This window comes from Streptomyces rectiviolaceus (assembly GCF_039533825.1).
Lineage (GTDB): Bacteria > Actinomycetota > Actinomycetes > Streptomycetales > Streptomycetaceae > Streptomyces > Streptomyces rectiviolaceus.
The window spans coordinates 15,632-30,707 of sequence record NZ_BAAAUG010000086.1; the positions used below are offsets into that span (position 1 = coordinate 15,632).

Sequence of the window (15,076 nt, forward strand, 5' to 3'; positions counted from 1 at the left end):
TGACCGCGGTGACGAAGGCGGCCACCGCATGATCGGTCGGTCGTGCACTCATCAGTACCCCATGCGCTGGAGCTGCGGGGCGACCTCCCGGCCGACCGTGCCGAGATGCGGCCGGTGCGGCCTGACGGGAGGTCGCGAGGGGTCAGCGGGTGGTGTAGCCGCCGTTGGGGAACATCGTCTGCCCGGTGAACCACCAGCCCTCGGTCGCAAGGAACTTGATGACCGGGACGATGTCCTCGATGTGGGTGAGCTGATCGCCCATCGCCTGCGACTTGTGGAACTCCACCCTCTCCGGGGTCTCCTGCGGGTAGAAGAACGGCGTGTCCATCGGACCGGGTGCCACGGTGTTCACCGAGATGCGCCGGTCGGCGAACTCCTTGGCCGCCGCTCGCGTGAAGTGCTCCAGCGGCGCCTTGCCACCGGCGTACGTCGAGTAGCCGTCCGTGAAAGCGGCCAGTAGCGACGTGCCCAGGCTGATGATCTTGCCGTGGTCGTTCAGCCGGCGCCCGGATTCCTGGATGAAGAAGTACGCCGCCTTGGAGTTGACGCCGAACATGCGGTCGTACTCTTCCTCGGTGGTCTCCAGGATCGGCTTGCGCAGCACCATCCCGGTGGTGTTCACCGCGACATCGACGCCGCCGTAGGTGTCCACGGCGGCATCGAACAGCCGCCGTACGTCTGCGACCTTCGTCAGGTCGCCCTGGACGGAGACGGCCTGTCCTCCGGCCTGCTGGATCGCCTTCACCGTCTGCTCGGCGTCGTTCTCGGAGGTGTGGTAGTGGACGACGACCTTCGCCCCGGAATCGGCGAACGTCCTGCTGATCAGTCCGCCCAGGTTCTTCTCGCCCCCGGCGACGACCGCGACCTTGTCCCGCAGCGTGTTCTCGGCCATGCTCAGCACTCCCTCGCGTCACTGTCGGTGATCGGCTTGATCACGTTCCACAGTCGACACTAGGTGGACATTCCGGGCAACGGGTAACAGAAGTTTTGGGTCGCCCCACAAGCGCCGTCGATACCTCCAGGCAGCAGACAGGTGGCTTCGCCGCTGCGTGCTGTGCTTGAGCTCAGGACTTGGTCTCGGTCTCGGTCTCGGGCTCTGGGCCGCACCGGACCTTCGGCAGCGGTGCCTGCCCGCCGGGGTCGCAGACGGGTGGTGTCCCATGTTCGTCGCAGACGACCCGGGCTGTCTCCTCGGCCGTGGCCGAGCGGCAGAACTGGGCCGGCGTCTTGGCGTACTTCTTCGGTCGGGGAAGTGAAGGGCCGACCACGACACAGGTGTAGGCGTCGTCCGCCACGAAGTCCGGCCGGGTGCGCATCTTCTCCTCGACAGCCAGGCTGTTGGAGAGGATGACCCACGCGCCCAGCTGCTCGACACAGTTCTCCGCGGCCTCGAGTGCCCAGCGTTTGACCTCCCGGCTGATCGGCGAGGCGAACAGCGGCACGAAGATGTGCGAGACACCGAGCGCCTGGCACTTGCCCAGCCAAGCGGCGTTCTGCTTGATGTCCTCACAGATGAGGATGGCGATGCGGCCGAGGAAGGTCTCCAGGACGGCGACCTGGTGCCCTCTGGAGATGTACTCGGCCGCCGGTTCGAATTTGGGCCGGTCCGGCAGCTGCCAGTCCTCCGCCTGTCCCTTGCCCAGGGTGAAGCCGGCCATCTTGTCCTGCCACAGCAGCACCTGCGCGGTCTCGCGGTCGAGCAGGATGGCCCGGTTCGGCGGCGGCTCCGCCGGTTCCGTGGAGCCGATCGGTCCGGTGCCGAGAAGGATCCACTGGAGGCGGCTTGCCGCGGGCGGGTCGTTGTGCAGGAGGGTGTCCCAGTGTTTGAACAGATCGTTCGAGAGCGTACATTCCGGCAGCACACCTATCTGGGCGCCGGAGTTCTCCAGATTCTGGAACACCCTTTCGATCCGCGGGCGGAGTCGGCCGTCGTCCGGTGCGATGCGGTAAAGGCCGATACCGTCGTCGCCCTCTGGGGACTCGAACTTCAGATCGAGGTAGCTCTCCAGTACGGGCGCGGCCCCAATGGAAATCGCTTGCTTTCGGTCGAAATCCCGTGGTTCGAGGTGCAGGATACCGCTGTGCCAGATTCCCTCGCGAGCCGCCGGGGTGACTCGGTGCACGGAGAAGAACTCAGGTTTTCCGGTGAGTTCGACCATTACCTTGCCCGGTCGGGTGTAACGGGGCAGCAGAAGGCCGGTCCGCTCCGTGTTGCTGTTGAGGCTGTTGGTGTTCACGTATCGCCGGCTGAGCCAGCTCATCGTCTTTTCACCGATGGTTCCGGGGTAGATCCCGGCATTTTCGAAGGCACGGTCAAGGCCCATGAGTACGGCGAACATTCCCTGATCGCCGTATTGGCGGATGAGGTTGCGCACCAGGTCGATGTCGGCGCGTCCATCTCTGCGCACGTCCTTGCAGACCAGTTCCGCCCGCTGTTGCACCCTGGTGTCACCGAACCACTTGTTCGCGGTGCGGCTGCTGAATGGCCAGTTCGGAAGCGCGTCGTACAGCACGACGAAGAGGTCTGCCGGATCGACCGGTAATTCGATCTCGTCGACCGAATGATCGGGACCGCGCGGCTCTTTATTCATGACTCCCCCCGAAGCATGAGCGTGTAACTGCGATGTTAACGGCACGTCTTATGGATGCGTGTCACCTTGTGGCAAAAAGCTGTAACAGAAAGGATTCGATGAACATTTTAAACCGATCATGAATTGTCACTTGACGCTCGTTTGACACCGCCCCATGCTGGGGTAGCACTTCTATGGCGATCGGAACGAAGGGGCGAGTGACATGAGTGAAACACCGGGACCCACGTGTGACCGTTTAAGCGAAGTGCAGGCCGCACTTGAGGAGATGAAGGCGGAGCGGATAATTCCGCCGCAGCATTTCAGTTCGATGGCCATGCTGGTCACCGACGCGTCGTTGACCGCCGACGAACCGGTGATCCAGGCCGCACACGACGGACTCCGCAGGCTGTACGGGCATCATGTGCGGGCCGATGGAGACCAGGCGGAACGCGCCGAGCAACGGGGGCACCTACTCGGGCTGCTCGACATGACGACCTGGGCGCTGCGCCGCTTGCCCTCAGGACTGCAACTGAACTTCGCCCCTCAGGGACACACCGTCAGTTTTCTCCTGGAAGTGGCCAAAGAGCAGGGCCTGAGCAACGAGCAACTCGCCGGCCGGCTCAAGGTGGACGCCACTGAGATCAGCCGGATCGGCCGAAGGCTGACGGCGGCCGGCCTGGTGTGGAAGAGCCGACAGTGGCGCCACAACGCGTGGAGCCTCACGCCGCGCGGTACGCAGTATCTGGAGAGCGCCGCTCTGATCCCGCCCGCGCCTTCGGGTATCGACTACTGCGTGGGCGTCAAGGTCCGTCCGGAATCACGGACAGGCGTGGTGACCGACGCGAGCGGAGAGGTGTACACCAGCCTGCACATCCAAGCGCGGTTCGACGGCAGCCAGGAGAAGTTGATCCAGGAACTCGCCCTTTTCGTCCGCGGCTTGCTCGACAAGGTCCCGGCCGCCGCTGAGGCGGCCAAGTCGGGGCGGACGGGCCTCGGGGTGGAGATCGGCGGCCATGTGGCGACGGCCAGTGGGTACGTCGTCAACGCGCCCAACTACGCCGATGACGCCCCATGGCCCGGTCTGTCGCTCGGGGAACTCCTGCAGAAGGCGACGGGACTGCCCACCGTGGTGGAGAACGACGCCAACGCCATGGCACAGCTGGCCCTCGCGGTCGGTGACGCGGACGGCAGCAGTGACTTCGCCGCGGTCGTTCTCGACAAGGGGATCGGCGCGGGGCTGATGGTCGACGGCGAGCTCCTTCACGGAGCTTCGGGGGCAGCGGGGGAGATCGGGCACGTCGTGGTCGAGAACTACCAGGGCCACGAGTGCAGTTGCGGGAACAGGGGCTGCCTGGAGAGCGTCGCGGGCAGCGACGCCATCGCGCGGCGGGTCCAGGAGATGAGCGGGGATCCGGTGCCGGATCTGGCCCGGGCGCTTGTCCTGCTCAAGAGCGAAGACCGCGGCAAGCTCGTCGAGGAGGCCTTGACGGAGGCCGGCCGGGCGCTGGGCCGAGGCCTCGCGGACCTGCTCAACCTGGCGAACCCGGACCGCGTGGTGCTCTATGGCCCCGAGCCGCTGGTGTCGGAGGACCACGAGAGGTTCCCTGCGGCCAAATTCTTCATGACGGCGGTGCGCCGGACCAGTATGGATCACGCGTTCTCCACTGCTCGCGATGTCGTGATCGTGACTCGGCCCTACGAGGACGAACTCGGTGCCCGTGCCGCTGCCGCGGTCGCCTGGAACCGGCTCGACCAGGACTAGGGCAGCGCCGTGACAGACGAGGAGCCGGCGCGGCCGGAGGAGCCGCCCGCGGGGCAGGCGCAGCGGATGACTGTGGGCACGAGGTTCGCCACGACGTGGGACGTGATCGTTCTTGTCGCCGTCCTGCTGACGCTGGTCACTGTGTCCGCCACCGTTCTGATGCAGGCGTGGCCGCAGCCGCAGTCCCCGAGTGGGAGCACCGAGAGGGTGAGCCGGACGCGGATACTGATCTGGACCCCGACGCTGGCGAGGGACACCCGGCTCTTCCTGGTCGTGATGTCCGTCGGCGCGCTGGGCTCCCTGATCCATGTTCTGCGCTCGGCCTACGAGTACGTCGGCAACAGGCGTCTCAGGCGGAGCTGGTTCCTGATGTACCTGTTGGAGCCGCTCGTCGGTGCGTCGCTGGCCCTCGTCGTCTACTGCGTCCTGCGGGGCGGGCTCACCACGAGCGTGGCCTCGTCCGGAGACATCAACCCCTATGGAGTGGCCTCCGTGGCCGCACTCGTCGGGATGTTCTCCCGGCAGACCGTCGACAAGCTGAGCGTCGTGTTCAACACGCTCCTGACGCCACCACGGGAGAGCACCGACCAGTTGGTCGGCCCCGCCGCGAAACCTCCCGAAGTTGCGGTGCCCGGCACCGGGCCGACGGGCGGCGCCGGACAGCCCGGTGGTGCCGGCGGTTCGCCGGACGCCCGCAACGAGGGCTGAGCCCGGGGCGTTCGCTGACCAGGGCGTTTGTTGCCTGTCCCGGGAGGTCGGAGTGTGTCCACGTTCGCTTCCGGTCTGTCCCGCCCGGCGGCCGACGCGCGACTGTCAGTGCCGAGTGCCAGGCTGGTGTCACAAGGACCTGCGAAGGGAATCGTCGTGATCACCACTGACCTAACTCCCGGATCTCCCTGCTGGCTCGACCTCGGCGCGCGGGATGTCCGGGCCTCCGCCGCCTTCTACGGCGCGGTGCTCGGCTGGGAGTACGAGTCCATGGGCGAGGCGGAGGACATGGAAGGCGGCATGTTCCAGAAGGACGGCAAGACCGTCGCCGGGCTCGGAAAGCTCACCGAGGAGGGCGCGCGCCCGGCCTGGATGATCTATTACACCGTCACTGACGCGGACGCCACGACTCAGGCCGTGGAGCGCGCGGGTGGCACGGTGCGGGTGGCGCCGAGGGACCTCGACGACTGGGGTCGGATGGCGCAGTACTCCGACCCGCTGGGCGGCCAGTTCGCCGTATGGCAGCCAGGGACGAACTCGGGCTTCGAGCTGGCGGACGAGCCGGGCTCGCTGTCCTGGACCGAGCTGTTCACGAGTGACGCCGCCGCCGCGAAGGAGTTCTACGGAGGTGTCTTCGGCTGGCAGTTCAGCAATATGGAGCTGCCGGGCGGCGCAGGCACCTACACCCTCATGACTCCCGCCGGGCTTCCCGAGGAGCGCATGCAGGGCGGCCTGATGGAGCTCAGCAAGGAGGACCTCGCGCTGACGGACGGGCGGCCGTACTGGCATCCGGTCTTCGCCGTCGACGACTGCGACGCCGCGGTCGCCCAGGTCACCCAGAACGGGGGCAGTGTGCAGATGGGGCCCGAGGATGTGGAGGGCGTCGGCCGCCTGGCCGTCTGCCTCGACCCGTCGAAGGCGGACTTCGTGGTGCTCAACCCCGTCGAGAGCTGAGCCCCGCCGGGCGCCGATCGGAAGAAGTCGTGACCCCGCGCCCGGTCTGCGGGAACGGGGTCACGTAGCCCGCCTCGCGGTGCCGTTCTGCCCGCGTCTCCCGAGCCCTAGGAACTCTTGGGGAAAGCAGCGCGCAGCGCGGATCCGTTGACGAGGAAGGCGGTCGCGCCGATGGTGAGCGCGCACGCGACCTGCAGTGCGACGAACCACAGGGGGAGGGCGCCGGGAATCATGTCGATGGAGACGATCGTGATGGGCACGACGATCGAGATGATGCGCACGCGCAGATAGGCCCACCGTGCTCCCCGTGAGGCGAGGACGGTCAGCCAGTAGGTCACTGCCGCGCTCGCGAGCACTCCTGCTGATCGGCCCCACATGAACGACGTCGCTGTCTGTCCGGTGACGGCGAGGACGGCGACCGTGATGAGGACGGCGGCGCTCAGCGCGCCGTAGGCCGCGGCGAGGACCTTCACCTTGCCGAAGTCCGTGTTGTGGCTGGCGGTTTCCATGTCTCTTTTTCCTCGTGCTCTCTGCCTGTTGGACGCGGGACCGGATACGTGGACCGGATACGTGGTGTCGACGCTAGGAAGTGCGGGGGCGGCGCGGTATGGGCCTGGACACAGAGGAGGGTGGGGCTAGACCCACTTCTGGGCTGACCTGGGAGGCATCGGGGTCCGGGCCGTGCACAGTGGAGGCACCGAGCCGGACCGGCCGGGGTTCATGAAGCAGAAAGAAGGGTCATGCGACAGGTCGTGTCGTGGGCGGCGAGTGCCTGCGTGGGGTTCGTGCGGGCGTGCGTGGTGGTGGCCGTCAGCATGCTGGTCCCGGCGGTGTGGGCCGCCGCCGTGGCGCTGGGGATCTGGTGGGGGGCGGGGAACCCGTGGTCGTGGGTGGCGCCGGTCGTGCTGGCAGGCGTGGGCACGCTCGCCCTGTCCCGCCCGGTCTGCCGGATGTTCCGCCTTCTCGTCGCCAAGTGGACGGCCACCGTCATTCCCGCCGGATACCGGCAGGCGGATCCGGTGGTGCGGATGTCCACCGGGTACTGGTGGAACGGCTTCTCCTACGAGCGCACCCGCCGTGACGCCCTCATGGACCAGCGCCGGCGGATCTGGTGGAGCGACCCTGCCAACTGGCGCGACCTGCGCTTCACGGGGATCGCCCCGCTCACCGCGGGTGTGATCGCGGCGATCCCGCCCGCCGGCGTCGCGGTGGCGGTCATCGGGTCCGGCCAACCGCCGCTCTCCGCGCGCCTCGTCGGGGTGCTCGGCCTGGTCGTGGCCATCGCGGTAGCTCCGTACGCATGGCGGTCCGTCGAGCCGGTGGCCGCCCGCTTCCTGCGCGCCTCGCCCGCGATGGTCCTCGCGGACCGGGTGGACGAGCTGACGGCCCAGCGCGCGGACACGACGGTCGCGCAGGCCGCCGAGATCCGCCGGATCGAGCGGGACCTGCACGACGGGGCGCAGGCCCGCCTGGTCGCGCTCGGGCTCTCGCTGGCGACCGCGGAGAAGCTGATGGAGACCGACCCCGACCAGGCCAAGGCGCTGATGAGGGAGGCGCGCGCCGGCGCCACCTCGTCACTGACCGAGCTCCGCGAACTGGTCAAGGGGATCAACCCGCCGGTGCTCAACGACCGAGGGCTTGTCGATGCCGTCCGCGCTCTCGCCCTGGACAGTCCGCTCGAAGCGGCGGTCAGCGCCGATGTCCAGCCGCGCCTCGACCCGCCGATCGAGTCCGCCGCGTACTTCGGCATCGCCGAACTGCTGACCAACGCGGTCAAGCACGCCCACGCGGCCCGGGCGCGGATCTCCGTCGCGCGGGACGGCGCCGACCTCGTCGTCGACGTCGAGGACGACGGCCGGGGCGGGGCGAGCGTGCGCCCGGGCGGCGGACTTGAGGGACTGCGCCGCCGCCTCGCGGCCTTCGACGGCACCCTGGAGATCACCAGTCCGGCAGGCGGGCCGACCCGCGTGAGAATAGTGGTGCCATGCGAATCGTTGTAGCCGAAGACCTCTACCTCCTGCGCGACGGAATGGTCCGCCTCATCGAGGCGTGCGGACACCAAGTCGTGGCCACGGCGGCCACCGGACCCGAGACGCTCGACGCGCTCCTGAAGTGGCGCCCGGATGTCGCCGTCGTCGACGTCCGCATGCCGCCGACCCAGACGGACGAGGGCCTGCGGGCGGCGCTCTCCGCACGCGGCGAACTGCCCGGCCTGCCGGTCCTGATCCTCTCCCAGTACGTCGAACAGCTCTATGCCCGCGAGCTGTTGGCCGACGGCGCCGGTGGCATCGGCTACTTCCTCAAGGAGAGCGTGTTCGACGCCGATCAGTTCATCGACGCCCTGGAGCGCGTGGCCGCCGGCGGAACTGCCATGGACCCGGCGGTCATCGCGAAACTGCTGTCCAGCGGGACCTCGAACCGGCGACTTGAACGGCTCACCGAACGCGAACACTCCGTGCTCGCCCTCATGGCCGAAGGGCTGTCCAATCAGGCCGTCGCCCGGCGGCTCTTTCTGAGCGACAGCGCCATCAGCAAGTACACCACCTCCCTGTTCGGCAAACTCGGCATCACCGATGACGACAACAACAACCGTCGCGTCCTCGCCGTCCTCGCCTATCTGAACAATCCGTGATGCGTGATGTCCTGCGTCGGTGCCTGGAAGGGACGCGGGTACGGGCCGGGTCGGTACGCCGCGTAGCGGGCCGGGGTGGTCGGGTCGGCCTGGTGGGCGCGGGAGTTGAGCGCGTCCGGTGAGGTGTCGTCCCAGTGGCCCGACGTGATCCGGTAGGTGATCGTGTGCACGGCGGCGAGCTGTTCGGCGGGGCTGAAGGTGCAGTGTCCGGCGTTCTCGGTGTACGCCTGGCGCAGCAGCGGGGCGCGGTCCGCCCCGGTCACCGCGCGCCGGTAGGCGTTCTCCACCTGGACGGGTACGAGTGCGTCGCCGGTGGTGTGGATGTCGAACTGGGGCTTGCTCAGGCGGCCGGAGGGCGCGGCGTGGTCGGCCATGTAGCGCACCGCGCGCGGTTCCGCGCTGACGCGGGGCGCGCGGGCGAGGTCGCGGAGGTCGCTGCGGAGGGACAGCCCGGCCGACTTGTAGAGGGCCTTGACCTCCTTGTGGTGGGCGGAGCGGGCCAGCATCGCCGAGTAGTCGACGCCCGTGTTCCAGGACATGTTGCCGCCCGTGCGCCGTTCGGCCTCCTCCCGCCAGGCGAAGCCGGGCTGCGCCACCAGGCCGCGTACCGCCGTGTACTGGTTCGCCTGCTGGGCGGGGTAGTCGTCCGGGGCGGGCCGTGGCGTGCCCGGGTCGTTCCAGCCCGGGATGTTGTGCAGCGCGGCGGCGAGTGCGATGCGGGCACGGCCGTCCGCGGTGTTCTGCGCCGTGCCCAGTCGCTCGCCCAGCCGCTTGGCCGAAGTGGCCGCGTCGGCGGCGTCCTTGAAGCCGGTCAGCCGGATGCCCGAGTCACCTGAGGCACCCGAGTTGCCGGAGGCACCTGAGTCCGGCGCGAGGAGAGTGCGGAGGGCGAACGTGGCGTCCAGCGTGGAGTTCCAGTTGGCGACCCCGCCGTGCACGAGACCGCACATGGACAGGGAGCCGTCGACGCGTCCCGGATGGCGCTCGGCGATCGTCGTGGTGATCAGACCGCCGAGCGACTCTCCCCAGGCGAGCGTCCGCAGGGCCGCGCCGACCTCCCCTCTGAAGGCGTCGAGCGCGGCCAGTTGATCGGGCACCGCCTGCTCCACGGACCAGCCGCTGGTCGCGTACGAGGAGCCGACGAGCGCGTAACCCTCCTTCAGGAGCAGCTTCTTGGTGGGTTCGTCGGGGGCGTTCACGGCCGGGTTGGGCGCGCCCTCGGGGCGGTAGCCGTGGCTGAAGAGCAGGACGGTGCCGTTCCAGTCGTCCGGGGTGTCGATCACGTACGCGGCGCCGGACGGGAGGGTGCCTTCCAGGTGGCGGGCGGTGGACGGCGTGGCGGAGGCCGGGGCCGCCGCAACGAGGAGCAGCAAGGCCGCGAGACCGACCGCGGGTCGCCGGGCGATTCGAGGCTGGGCGATACGAGGCCGGGCGATACGAGGCTGGGCGGTGCGTGTCATGTCGATTCTCCTCGTACGGAGGGCGCTGACGGTGCTGAGGGCGCTGAGGACGATGACGATGCGGAGGACGCTGCCGGTGCGATCGGGGCGGCCGGAACGGCGAGGTCCCGGGTGTTGGTCTCCTTGACCCGCCAGACGGCGAGCGCGGTGATCACGCCCCCTGCCGTGAGCAGCAGGGCGACGGCGTCGCTGGAGTCGTAAGCGGTGAGCAGTCCGCTGGCGATCAGCGGCGAGAAACCGGCGCCGAGCAGCGTCGCGGTCTGGTAGCCGAGCGAGGCACCGGTGTAGCGCACCCGGGTCGAGAACATCTCGCTGAACAGGGCGCCCAGCGGCCCGTACATCACGGACTGGGCGATCCCGTGCCCGATCACGCAGGCGAGGATCAGCAGACCGGGCCGGTGGCTGTCCACGAGCGCGAAGACCGGGAAGGCGGTGGCCGCGGACAGCAGGGCCCCGGCAAGGACCAGGGGACGGCGCCCGAAGCGGTCGGAGAGGAGGTTCGCGCACGGCAGCACGACAAGGGCCACGCAGGAGGCGACGGTGACCCCGGTGAGCACCTGCGGGCGTGTGTACCCCTCGTCGACGGCGTACGAGATCATGAAGCTCGTCATCAGTGCCTGCGCGGTGAACGGGCCGATGCCGACCGCCGAGGCGAGCAGCACCGGGCGCGGCGCACGCAGGACTTCGAGCAGTGGCATCCGCGCACGCTCCCGCCGCTGCGAGAGCGAGGCGAAGAGCGGGCTCTCGGTGACCTTGAGGCGTATGTAGAGGCCCGCGCCGAGCAGCAGAAAGGAGAGCAGGAACGGCACGCGCCAGCCCCAGGCGCGGAAGTCGTCGTCGGGCAGAGTGCTCACCAACGTGACGACCCCGGTGGAGAGCACCATGCCCAGCGGGGCGCCGAGTTGGGTGAAGCTGGTCCACAGGCCGCGCGGCCGGTCGCCCGCGTGTTCGGCGACCATGAGCGTGGCGCCGCCCCATTCGCCGCCGATCGCGATGCCCTGCACGACGCGGAGCAGGACGAGGAGGATGGGCGCCCAGACGCCGATGGCGTCGTACGTGGGAAGCAGGCCGATGAGGAAGCTGCCCGCGCCCATCAGGACCATGGTCAGGAGCATCATCGACTTGCGTCCGAGCCGGTCGCCGAAGTGGCCGAAGACGATGCCGCCGAGGGGGCGGGCGAGATAGCCCGCTGCGAACGTGCCGAAGGCGGCCACCGTGCCTACCGCCGGGTCGGCATCGGGGAAGAAGAGGTCGCCGAAGACGAGCGCGGCGATGGTGCCGTACACGAGGAAGTCGTAGAACTCGATCGCCGTGCCGAGCAGTCCGGACAGGGCCACGCGGCGCAGTTGCGCGGATCCTGTTTCGCCCTCCTCGGGTCCGGTCCCGGAGCTTGCCTTTCCGGCGGGTGGGTGCGTCATGGTGGCGGGCTCCTCAGGCGTAGAAGCGGGACAGGCTCCGCAGGACACAGGCGGGCTTGTCGCCGCCCTCGATCTCGACCGTGCCGTCGACCGCGATCTGCACCCCGCCGCGCACCTCGTCGACGGAGGCGAGCGTGGCGCGCAGGCGTATCCGGGAGCCCGCCTTCACGGGGGAGGGGAAACGCACCTTGTCCAGGCCGTAGTTGACCTTCGTGGTGACGCCCTGGACGTCGAGGAGGTCGGTGAAGAGCGGGATGAAGAGGGACAGGGTGAGGTAGCCGTGTGCGATCGGCGCCCCGAAGGGGCCCTGGGAGGCCTTCTCGGGGTCGGTGTGGATCCACTGGTGGTCGTCGGTCGCGGTGGCGAAGGTGTCGATGCGGTCCTGGTCGACCTCGAGCCAGTCGGTGACGCCGAGCTCGCTGCCTGCGAGGGCCTGCAGCTCGTCAAGTCCGTTGGCGGTGACGGTCATTGGGATTCTTCTCCTTCGGTGGTGGGTGTCTGCGGGCCGCCGTGGTCGCGGCGCAGCGTGGGCTTGTGGAGCTTCCCGGAGGCGGTGCGCGGCAGTTCGCGTACACACACCACCGACTTGGGGATCTTGTATTTGGCCAGCCGTCCGGCGAGGAAGCCCAGTACTTCGTCCGGGGCGGGGGACGCGCCCTCGCGCGGCACGACGACGGCGCGCGGCACTTCGCCCCAGCGGGCGTCCGGCACGCCGATGACGGCGCACTCCACCACGTCGGGGTGGGCGAGGAGCGCGCTCTCGACCTCGGCCGGGTAGATGTTCTCGCCGCCGGAGATGATCATGTCCTTGAGGCGGTCGGCGATGGTGACGAAGCCGTCGGCGTCCACCCGCGCCGCGTCGCCGGTGCGGAACCAGCCGTAGGCGAAGGCGGTGGCGGTCTCTTCCGGCAACTGCCAGTAGCCGGTCATGACATGGGGCCCGCGCACGAGGACCTCGCCGGTCTCCCCGGTGGCCGCAAGGGAGAGATCAGGGCGCACGACGCGTACGTCGGTGAAGAAGTGCGGCACCCCGGCCGAGCCCGCCTTGCGCGCCGCGTGCTCGGCGTCGAGGTAGAGCGCGCCTGGCGCGGCCTCCGTCATCCCGTACCCCTGCTGGAACGCGAGCCCGCGCTCCGCGTACGTCTCGATCAGCGGCGCGGGCACAGGCGCCCCGCCGCACATGAGGATCCGCAGCGAGGACAGGTCGGCCGACCGCCAGCGCGGCTCGCGGGCGAGGCGCTCGTACATCGTGGGCACCCCGAACATCGCGCTGACGCCGTGCTGTTCGACGAGGCCGAAGGTCCCGGCCGGGTCGAAGGACTCGACGAGCACGCAGTGGCCGCCCTTGAGGAGCACGGGGAGGGTGAGCATGCCGAGCGCCGCGGCATGGAAGAGCGGGGCGGAGACCAGGGCGACGGTGTCGGCGGTGAGGTCGGCGTCGACGAGGACGTTGACGGCGTTCCAGGTGAGGTTGGCGTGGGTGAGCATGGCGCCCTTGGGGCGGCCCGTGGTGCCGGAGGTGTACATCAGGAGGCACACGTCGTCCCCGCCGACCGCCTCGTCCAGGGGATCCTCGACGGACCCTTCGATCAACTCCTCGTAGTCCGCGCCCACTTCGACGAAGAGATCCACCTGTGCTGCCCGCCCCAGCTCCGGCGCGACAGCGGCGTGCGCGGGGGAGTGGACCAGCGTGCGGGCGCCCGCGTCGGCCAGTTGGTACGCGATCTCGGGCACGGACAGGCGAGTGTTGAGCGGCACGAAGAGCGCGCCGAGCGTTCCTGCCGCGAAGAAGGTCTCCAGGAAGGCCGGGTGGTTGGGCCCGAGGTAGGCGATCCGGTCCCCGCGTCGGACGCCTCGGGCACGCAGCGCGTGGGCGAGCCGCAGGACGCGGGAGTGCAGGGCGGCGTAACTGATGGTGCGGCCCTCGTGGGTGAGGGCGGTGCGGTGCGGGGTCTTGCGGGCCCGGCGCGCGGGCCAGGAGCCGAGTCCTTCGTTGCGCATGGCGCCCCCTCTACTTGAGCCCGAGCAGACGGGCGGCGTTCTCCTTGAGGATCTTGGGGCGGACCTCGTCCTTGATCGCCAGCTTCGCGAAGTCCGCGAGCCAGCGGTCGGGCGTGAGGACGGGGAAGTCGGAACCGAAGAGCACCTTGTCCTTGAGCAAGGTGTTGGCGTAGTGCACGAGTTGGGTCGGGAAGTACTTCGGCGACCACCCCGACAGGTCGATGTGCACGCCCGGCTTGTGCGTGGCGACGGCGAGCGCCTCGTCCTGCCAGGGGAAGGACGGATGCGCGAGGATGATCTTCAGGTGCGGGAAGTCGGCGGCCACGTCGTCGACGTGCATCGGATTCGAGTACTTCAGACGGATCCCGCCGCCTCCGGGCACGCCCGCGCCGATGCCGGTCTGGCCGGTGTGGAAGAGGGCGACGCAGCCGGTCTCCTCGATGACCTCGTACAACGCGTAGGCGAGAGAACGGTCGTTGGGGAAGAAGCCCTGGATGCTGGGGTGGAACTTGAAGCCCTTGACCCCGTACTCCTCCACGAGGCGACGGGCCTGCCGCACGCCCGCCTTCCCGCGGAACGGGTCGACGGACGCGAACGGGATCAGCACGTCGGGGTGGGCGGCGGCGGCCTCGGCGACCTCCTCGTTGGGGACGGGCGCGGTGCCGGTGGCGGCTTCGGCGTCCACCGTGAAGACGACGGCGGCCATCTTGCGCTCGCGGTAGTAGGCGGCCATCTCCGGGAGGGTGGGCTTGCGCTTGCGGCCCTCGACCTTGAAGTAGGCGCTGGAGGCGGCGTCGAGGTCCTCGTCGAGCGAGGCGTGCCCCTGCGATGAGACCTCGGCGTGCGTGTGGACGTCGATCGCGGTGAGCTCGGAGAGGTCCAACTCCCTCACGCCCCGGGGATCTTGGGGGCGGGGATGCCGACCGTCTCCGGGGCGCTGCCCACGGAGGTGTGCCAGGCGGCGGCGATGGTCTCCGGGGTCCAGCCGCCGTCCGCGTACGCCACGGAGGCCTCCTGCGGATGCGACCACAGGGCGAGCCGGTCGCCGCCGATGCCGACGCACTGGCCGGTCACGTCGCGGGCGAATTCGGAGGCCAGGAAGGGGACGAGCGCGGCGCAGTCGTCGGCCGTGCCGAACCCCTCGCCCTTGCGGAGGAAGTCCGGCAGCGGCTGCCCCTCCTTCATGGCCTCGATGTACGGGGCGAAGGCGGGGATGGTCTCCGTCATCGCGGTGGCGGCCACCGGCACGATCGCGTTGACGGTGATGCCGGCCCTGGCAAGCTCCATCGACCACGTACGCACCATGGCCGCGATCCCGGCCTTGGCGGCGGCGTAGTTGGTCTGCCCGAAGTTGCCGCGCTGCCCGGCGGGGGAGCCGACCAGGATCAGGCTGCCGCCCTCGCCCTGCTCCCGCATGCGTACGGCGGCGGCGCGTGCGCAGGTGAAGGTGCCCCGCAGGTGGGTGGTGACGACCGCGTCGAAATCCTCGTCGGTCATCTTCCACAACACCCGGTCACGCAGGATCCCGGCGTTGGTCACCATCGCGTCGAGCCGCCCGAACTCCTCGACGG

The 15,076-nt window shown here is 69.3% G+C and carries 14 protein-coding genes; 5 read left to right on the forward strand and 9 right to left on the reverse strand.

The features are described from left to right. Positions 1 to 142 precede the first annotated feature (142 nt). A complete protein-coding gene (locus tag ABD378_RS24400) occupies positions 143 to 892 on the reverse strand; it encodes an SDR family oxidoreductase (RefSeq protein ID WP_344523721.1) in 750 nt (249 codons plus the stop codon). Positions 893 to 1,064: 172 nt separating this feature from the next. After that, positions 1,065 to 2,636 (reverse strand): hypothetical protein, encoded by a 1,572-nt coding sequence (locus ABD378_RS24405; RefSeq protein ID WP_344523723.1) that lies wholly within the window; start codon positions 2,634 to 2,636, stop codon positions 1,065 to 1,067. A 157-nt stretch (positions 2,637 to 2,793) separates the two neighbouring features. Between ABD378_RS24405 and ABD378_RS24410 the strand changes: the two genes are divergently transcribed. The 3 genes from ABD378_RS24410 to ABD378_RS24420 all read left to right on the forward strand — a co-directional run bounded on the left by ABD378_RS24410 (position 2,794) and on the right by ABD378_RS24420 (position 5,994). Continuing rightward, positions 2,794 to 4,332, forward strand: coding sequence for an ROK family protein (locus ABD378_RS24410; protein ID WP_344523725.1), 1,539 nt, complete (start codon positions 2,794 to 2,796; stop codon positions 4,330 to 4,332). 9 nt (positions 4,333 to 4,341) lie between these two features. Then, positions 4,342 to 5,040, forward strand: a complete 699-nt coding sequence (locus ABD378_RS24415; protein WP_344523727.1) for a hypothetical protein — start codon at positions 4,342 to 4,344, stop codon at positions 5,038 to 5,040. A gap of 156 nt (positions 5,041 to 5,196) precedes the next feature. Continuing rightward, positions 5,197 to 5,994, forward strand: a complete 798-nt coding sequence (locus tag ABD378_RS24420; protein ID WP_344523729.1) for a VOC family protein — start codon at positions 5,197 to 5,199, stop codon at positions 5,992 to 5,994. Positions 5,995 to 6,101: 107 nt separating this feature from the next. Here the strand turns inward: ABD378_RS24420 and ABD378_RS24425 are convergent, their stop codons facing one another. Further along, positions 6,102 to 6,503, reverse strand: coding sequence for a hypothetical protein (locus ABD378_RS24425; RefSeq protein WP_344523731.1), 402 nt, complete (start codon positions 6,501 to 6,503; stop codon positions 6,102 to 6,104). Between the two features lie 231 nt (positions 6,504 to 6,734). Between ABD378_RS24425 and ABD378_RS24430 the strand changes: the two genes are divergently transcribed. Together ABD378_RS24430 and ABD378_RS24435 are read left to right on the forward strand one after the other, a co-directional pair. Next, positions 6,735 to 7,994, forward strand: coding sequence for a sensor histidine kinase (locus ABD378_RS24430; RefSeq protein ID WP_344523733.1), 1,260 nt, complete (start codon positions 6,735 to 6,737; stop codon positions 7,992 to 7,994). Continuing rightward, positions 7,979 to 8,626 carry a response regulator transcription factor gene (locus ABD378_RS24435; RefSeq protein ID WP_344523735.1) on the forward strand — a complete coding sequence of 216 codons (648 nt, stop codon included), beginning with the start codon at positions 7,979 to 7,981 and terminating at the stop codon, positions 8,624 to 8,626. Before ABD378_RS24430 ends, ABD378_RS24435 begins: the two co-directional genes overlap by 16 nt. Here the strand turns inward: ABD378_RS24435 and ABD378_RS24440 are convergent. The 6 genes from ABD378_RS24440 to ABD378_RS24465 all read right to left on the reverse strand — a co-directional run. Continuing rightward, positions 8,608 to 10,086 carry an alpha/beta hydrolase family protein gene (locus ABD378_RS24440; RefSeq protein ID WP_344523737.1) on the reverse strand — a complete coding sequence of 493 codons (1,479 nt, stop codon included), beginning with the start codon at positions 10,084 to 10,086 and terminating at the stop codon, positions 8,608 to 8,610. The genes ABD378_RS24435 and ABD378_RS24440 overlap by 19 nt on opposite strands. Further along, on the reverse strand, positions 10,083 to 11,423 hold the full coding sequence (locus ABD378_RS24445) for an MFS transporter (protein ID WP_344523786.1): 1,341 nt from the start codon (positions 11,421 to 11,423) through the stop codon (positions 10,083 to 10,085). The genes ABD378_RS24440 and ABD378_RS24445 overlap by 4 nt, the downstream gene beginning before the upstream one ends. Before the next feature lie 94 nt (positions 11,424 to 11,517). After that, the gene (locus ABD378_RS24450; RefSeq protein WP_344523739.1) at positions 11,518 to 11,973 is read right to left on the reverse strand and encodes a MaoC family dehydratase; all 456 of its coding nucleotides are present in this window, start codon (positions 11,971 to 11,973) and stop codon (positions 11,518 to 11,520) included. Continuing rightward, positions 11,970 to 13,505 carry an acyl-CoA synthetase gene (locus tag ABD378_RS24455; protein WP_344523741.1) on the reverse strand — a complete coding sequence of 512 codons (1,536 nt, stop codon included), beginning with the start codon at positions 13,503 to 13,505 and terminating at the stop codon, positions 11,970 to 11,972. Before ABD378_RS24455 ends, ABD378_RS24450 begins: the two co-directional genes overlap by 4 nt. A gap of 10 nt (positions 13,506 to 13,515) precedes the next feature. Then, on the reverse strand, positions 13,516 to 14,388 hold the full coding sequence (locus tag ABD378_RS24460) for an amidohydrolase family protein (protein ID WP_344523788.1): 873 nt from the start codon (positions 14,386 to 14,388) through the stop codon (positions 13,516 to 13,518). Positions 14,389 to 14,393: 5 nt separating this feature from the next. After that, the coding region (locus tag ABD378_RS24465) for an SDR family NAD(P)-dependent oxidoreductase (RefSeq protein WP_344523743.1) at positions 14,394 to 15,076 on the reverse strand (683 nt) is incomplete at its 5' end.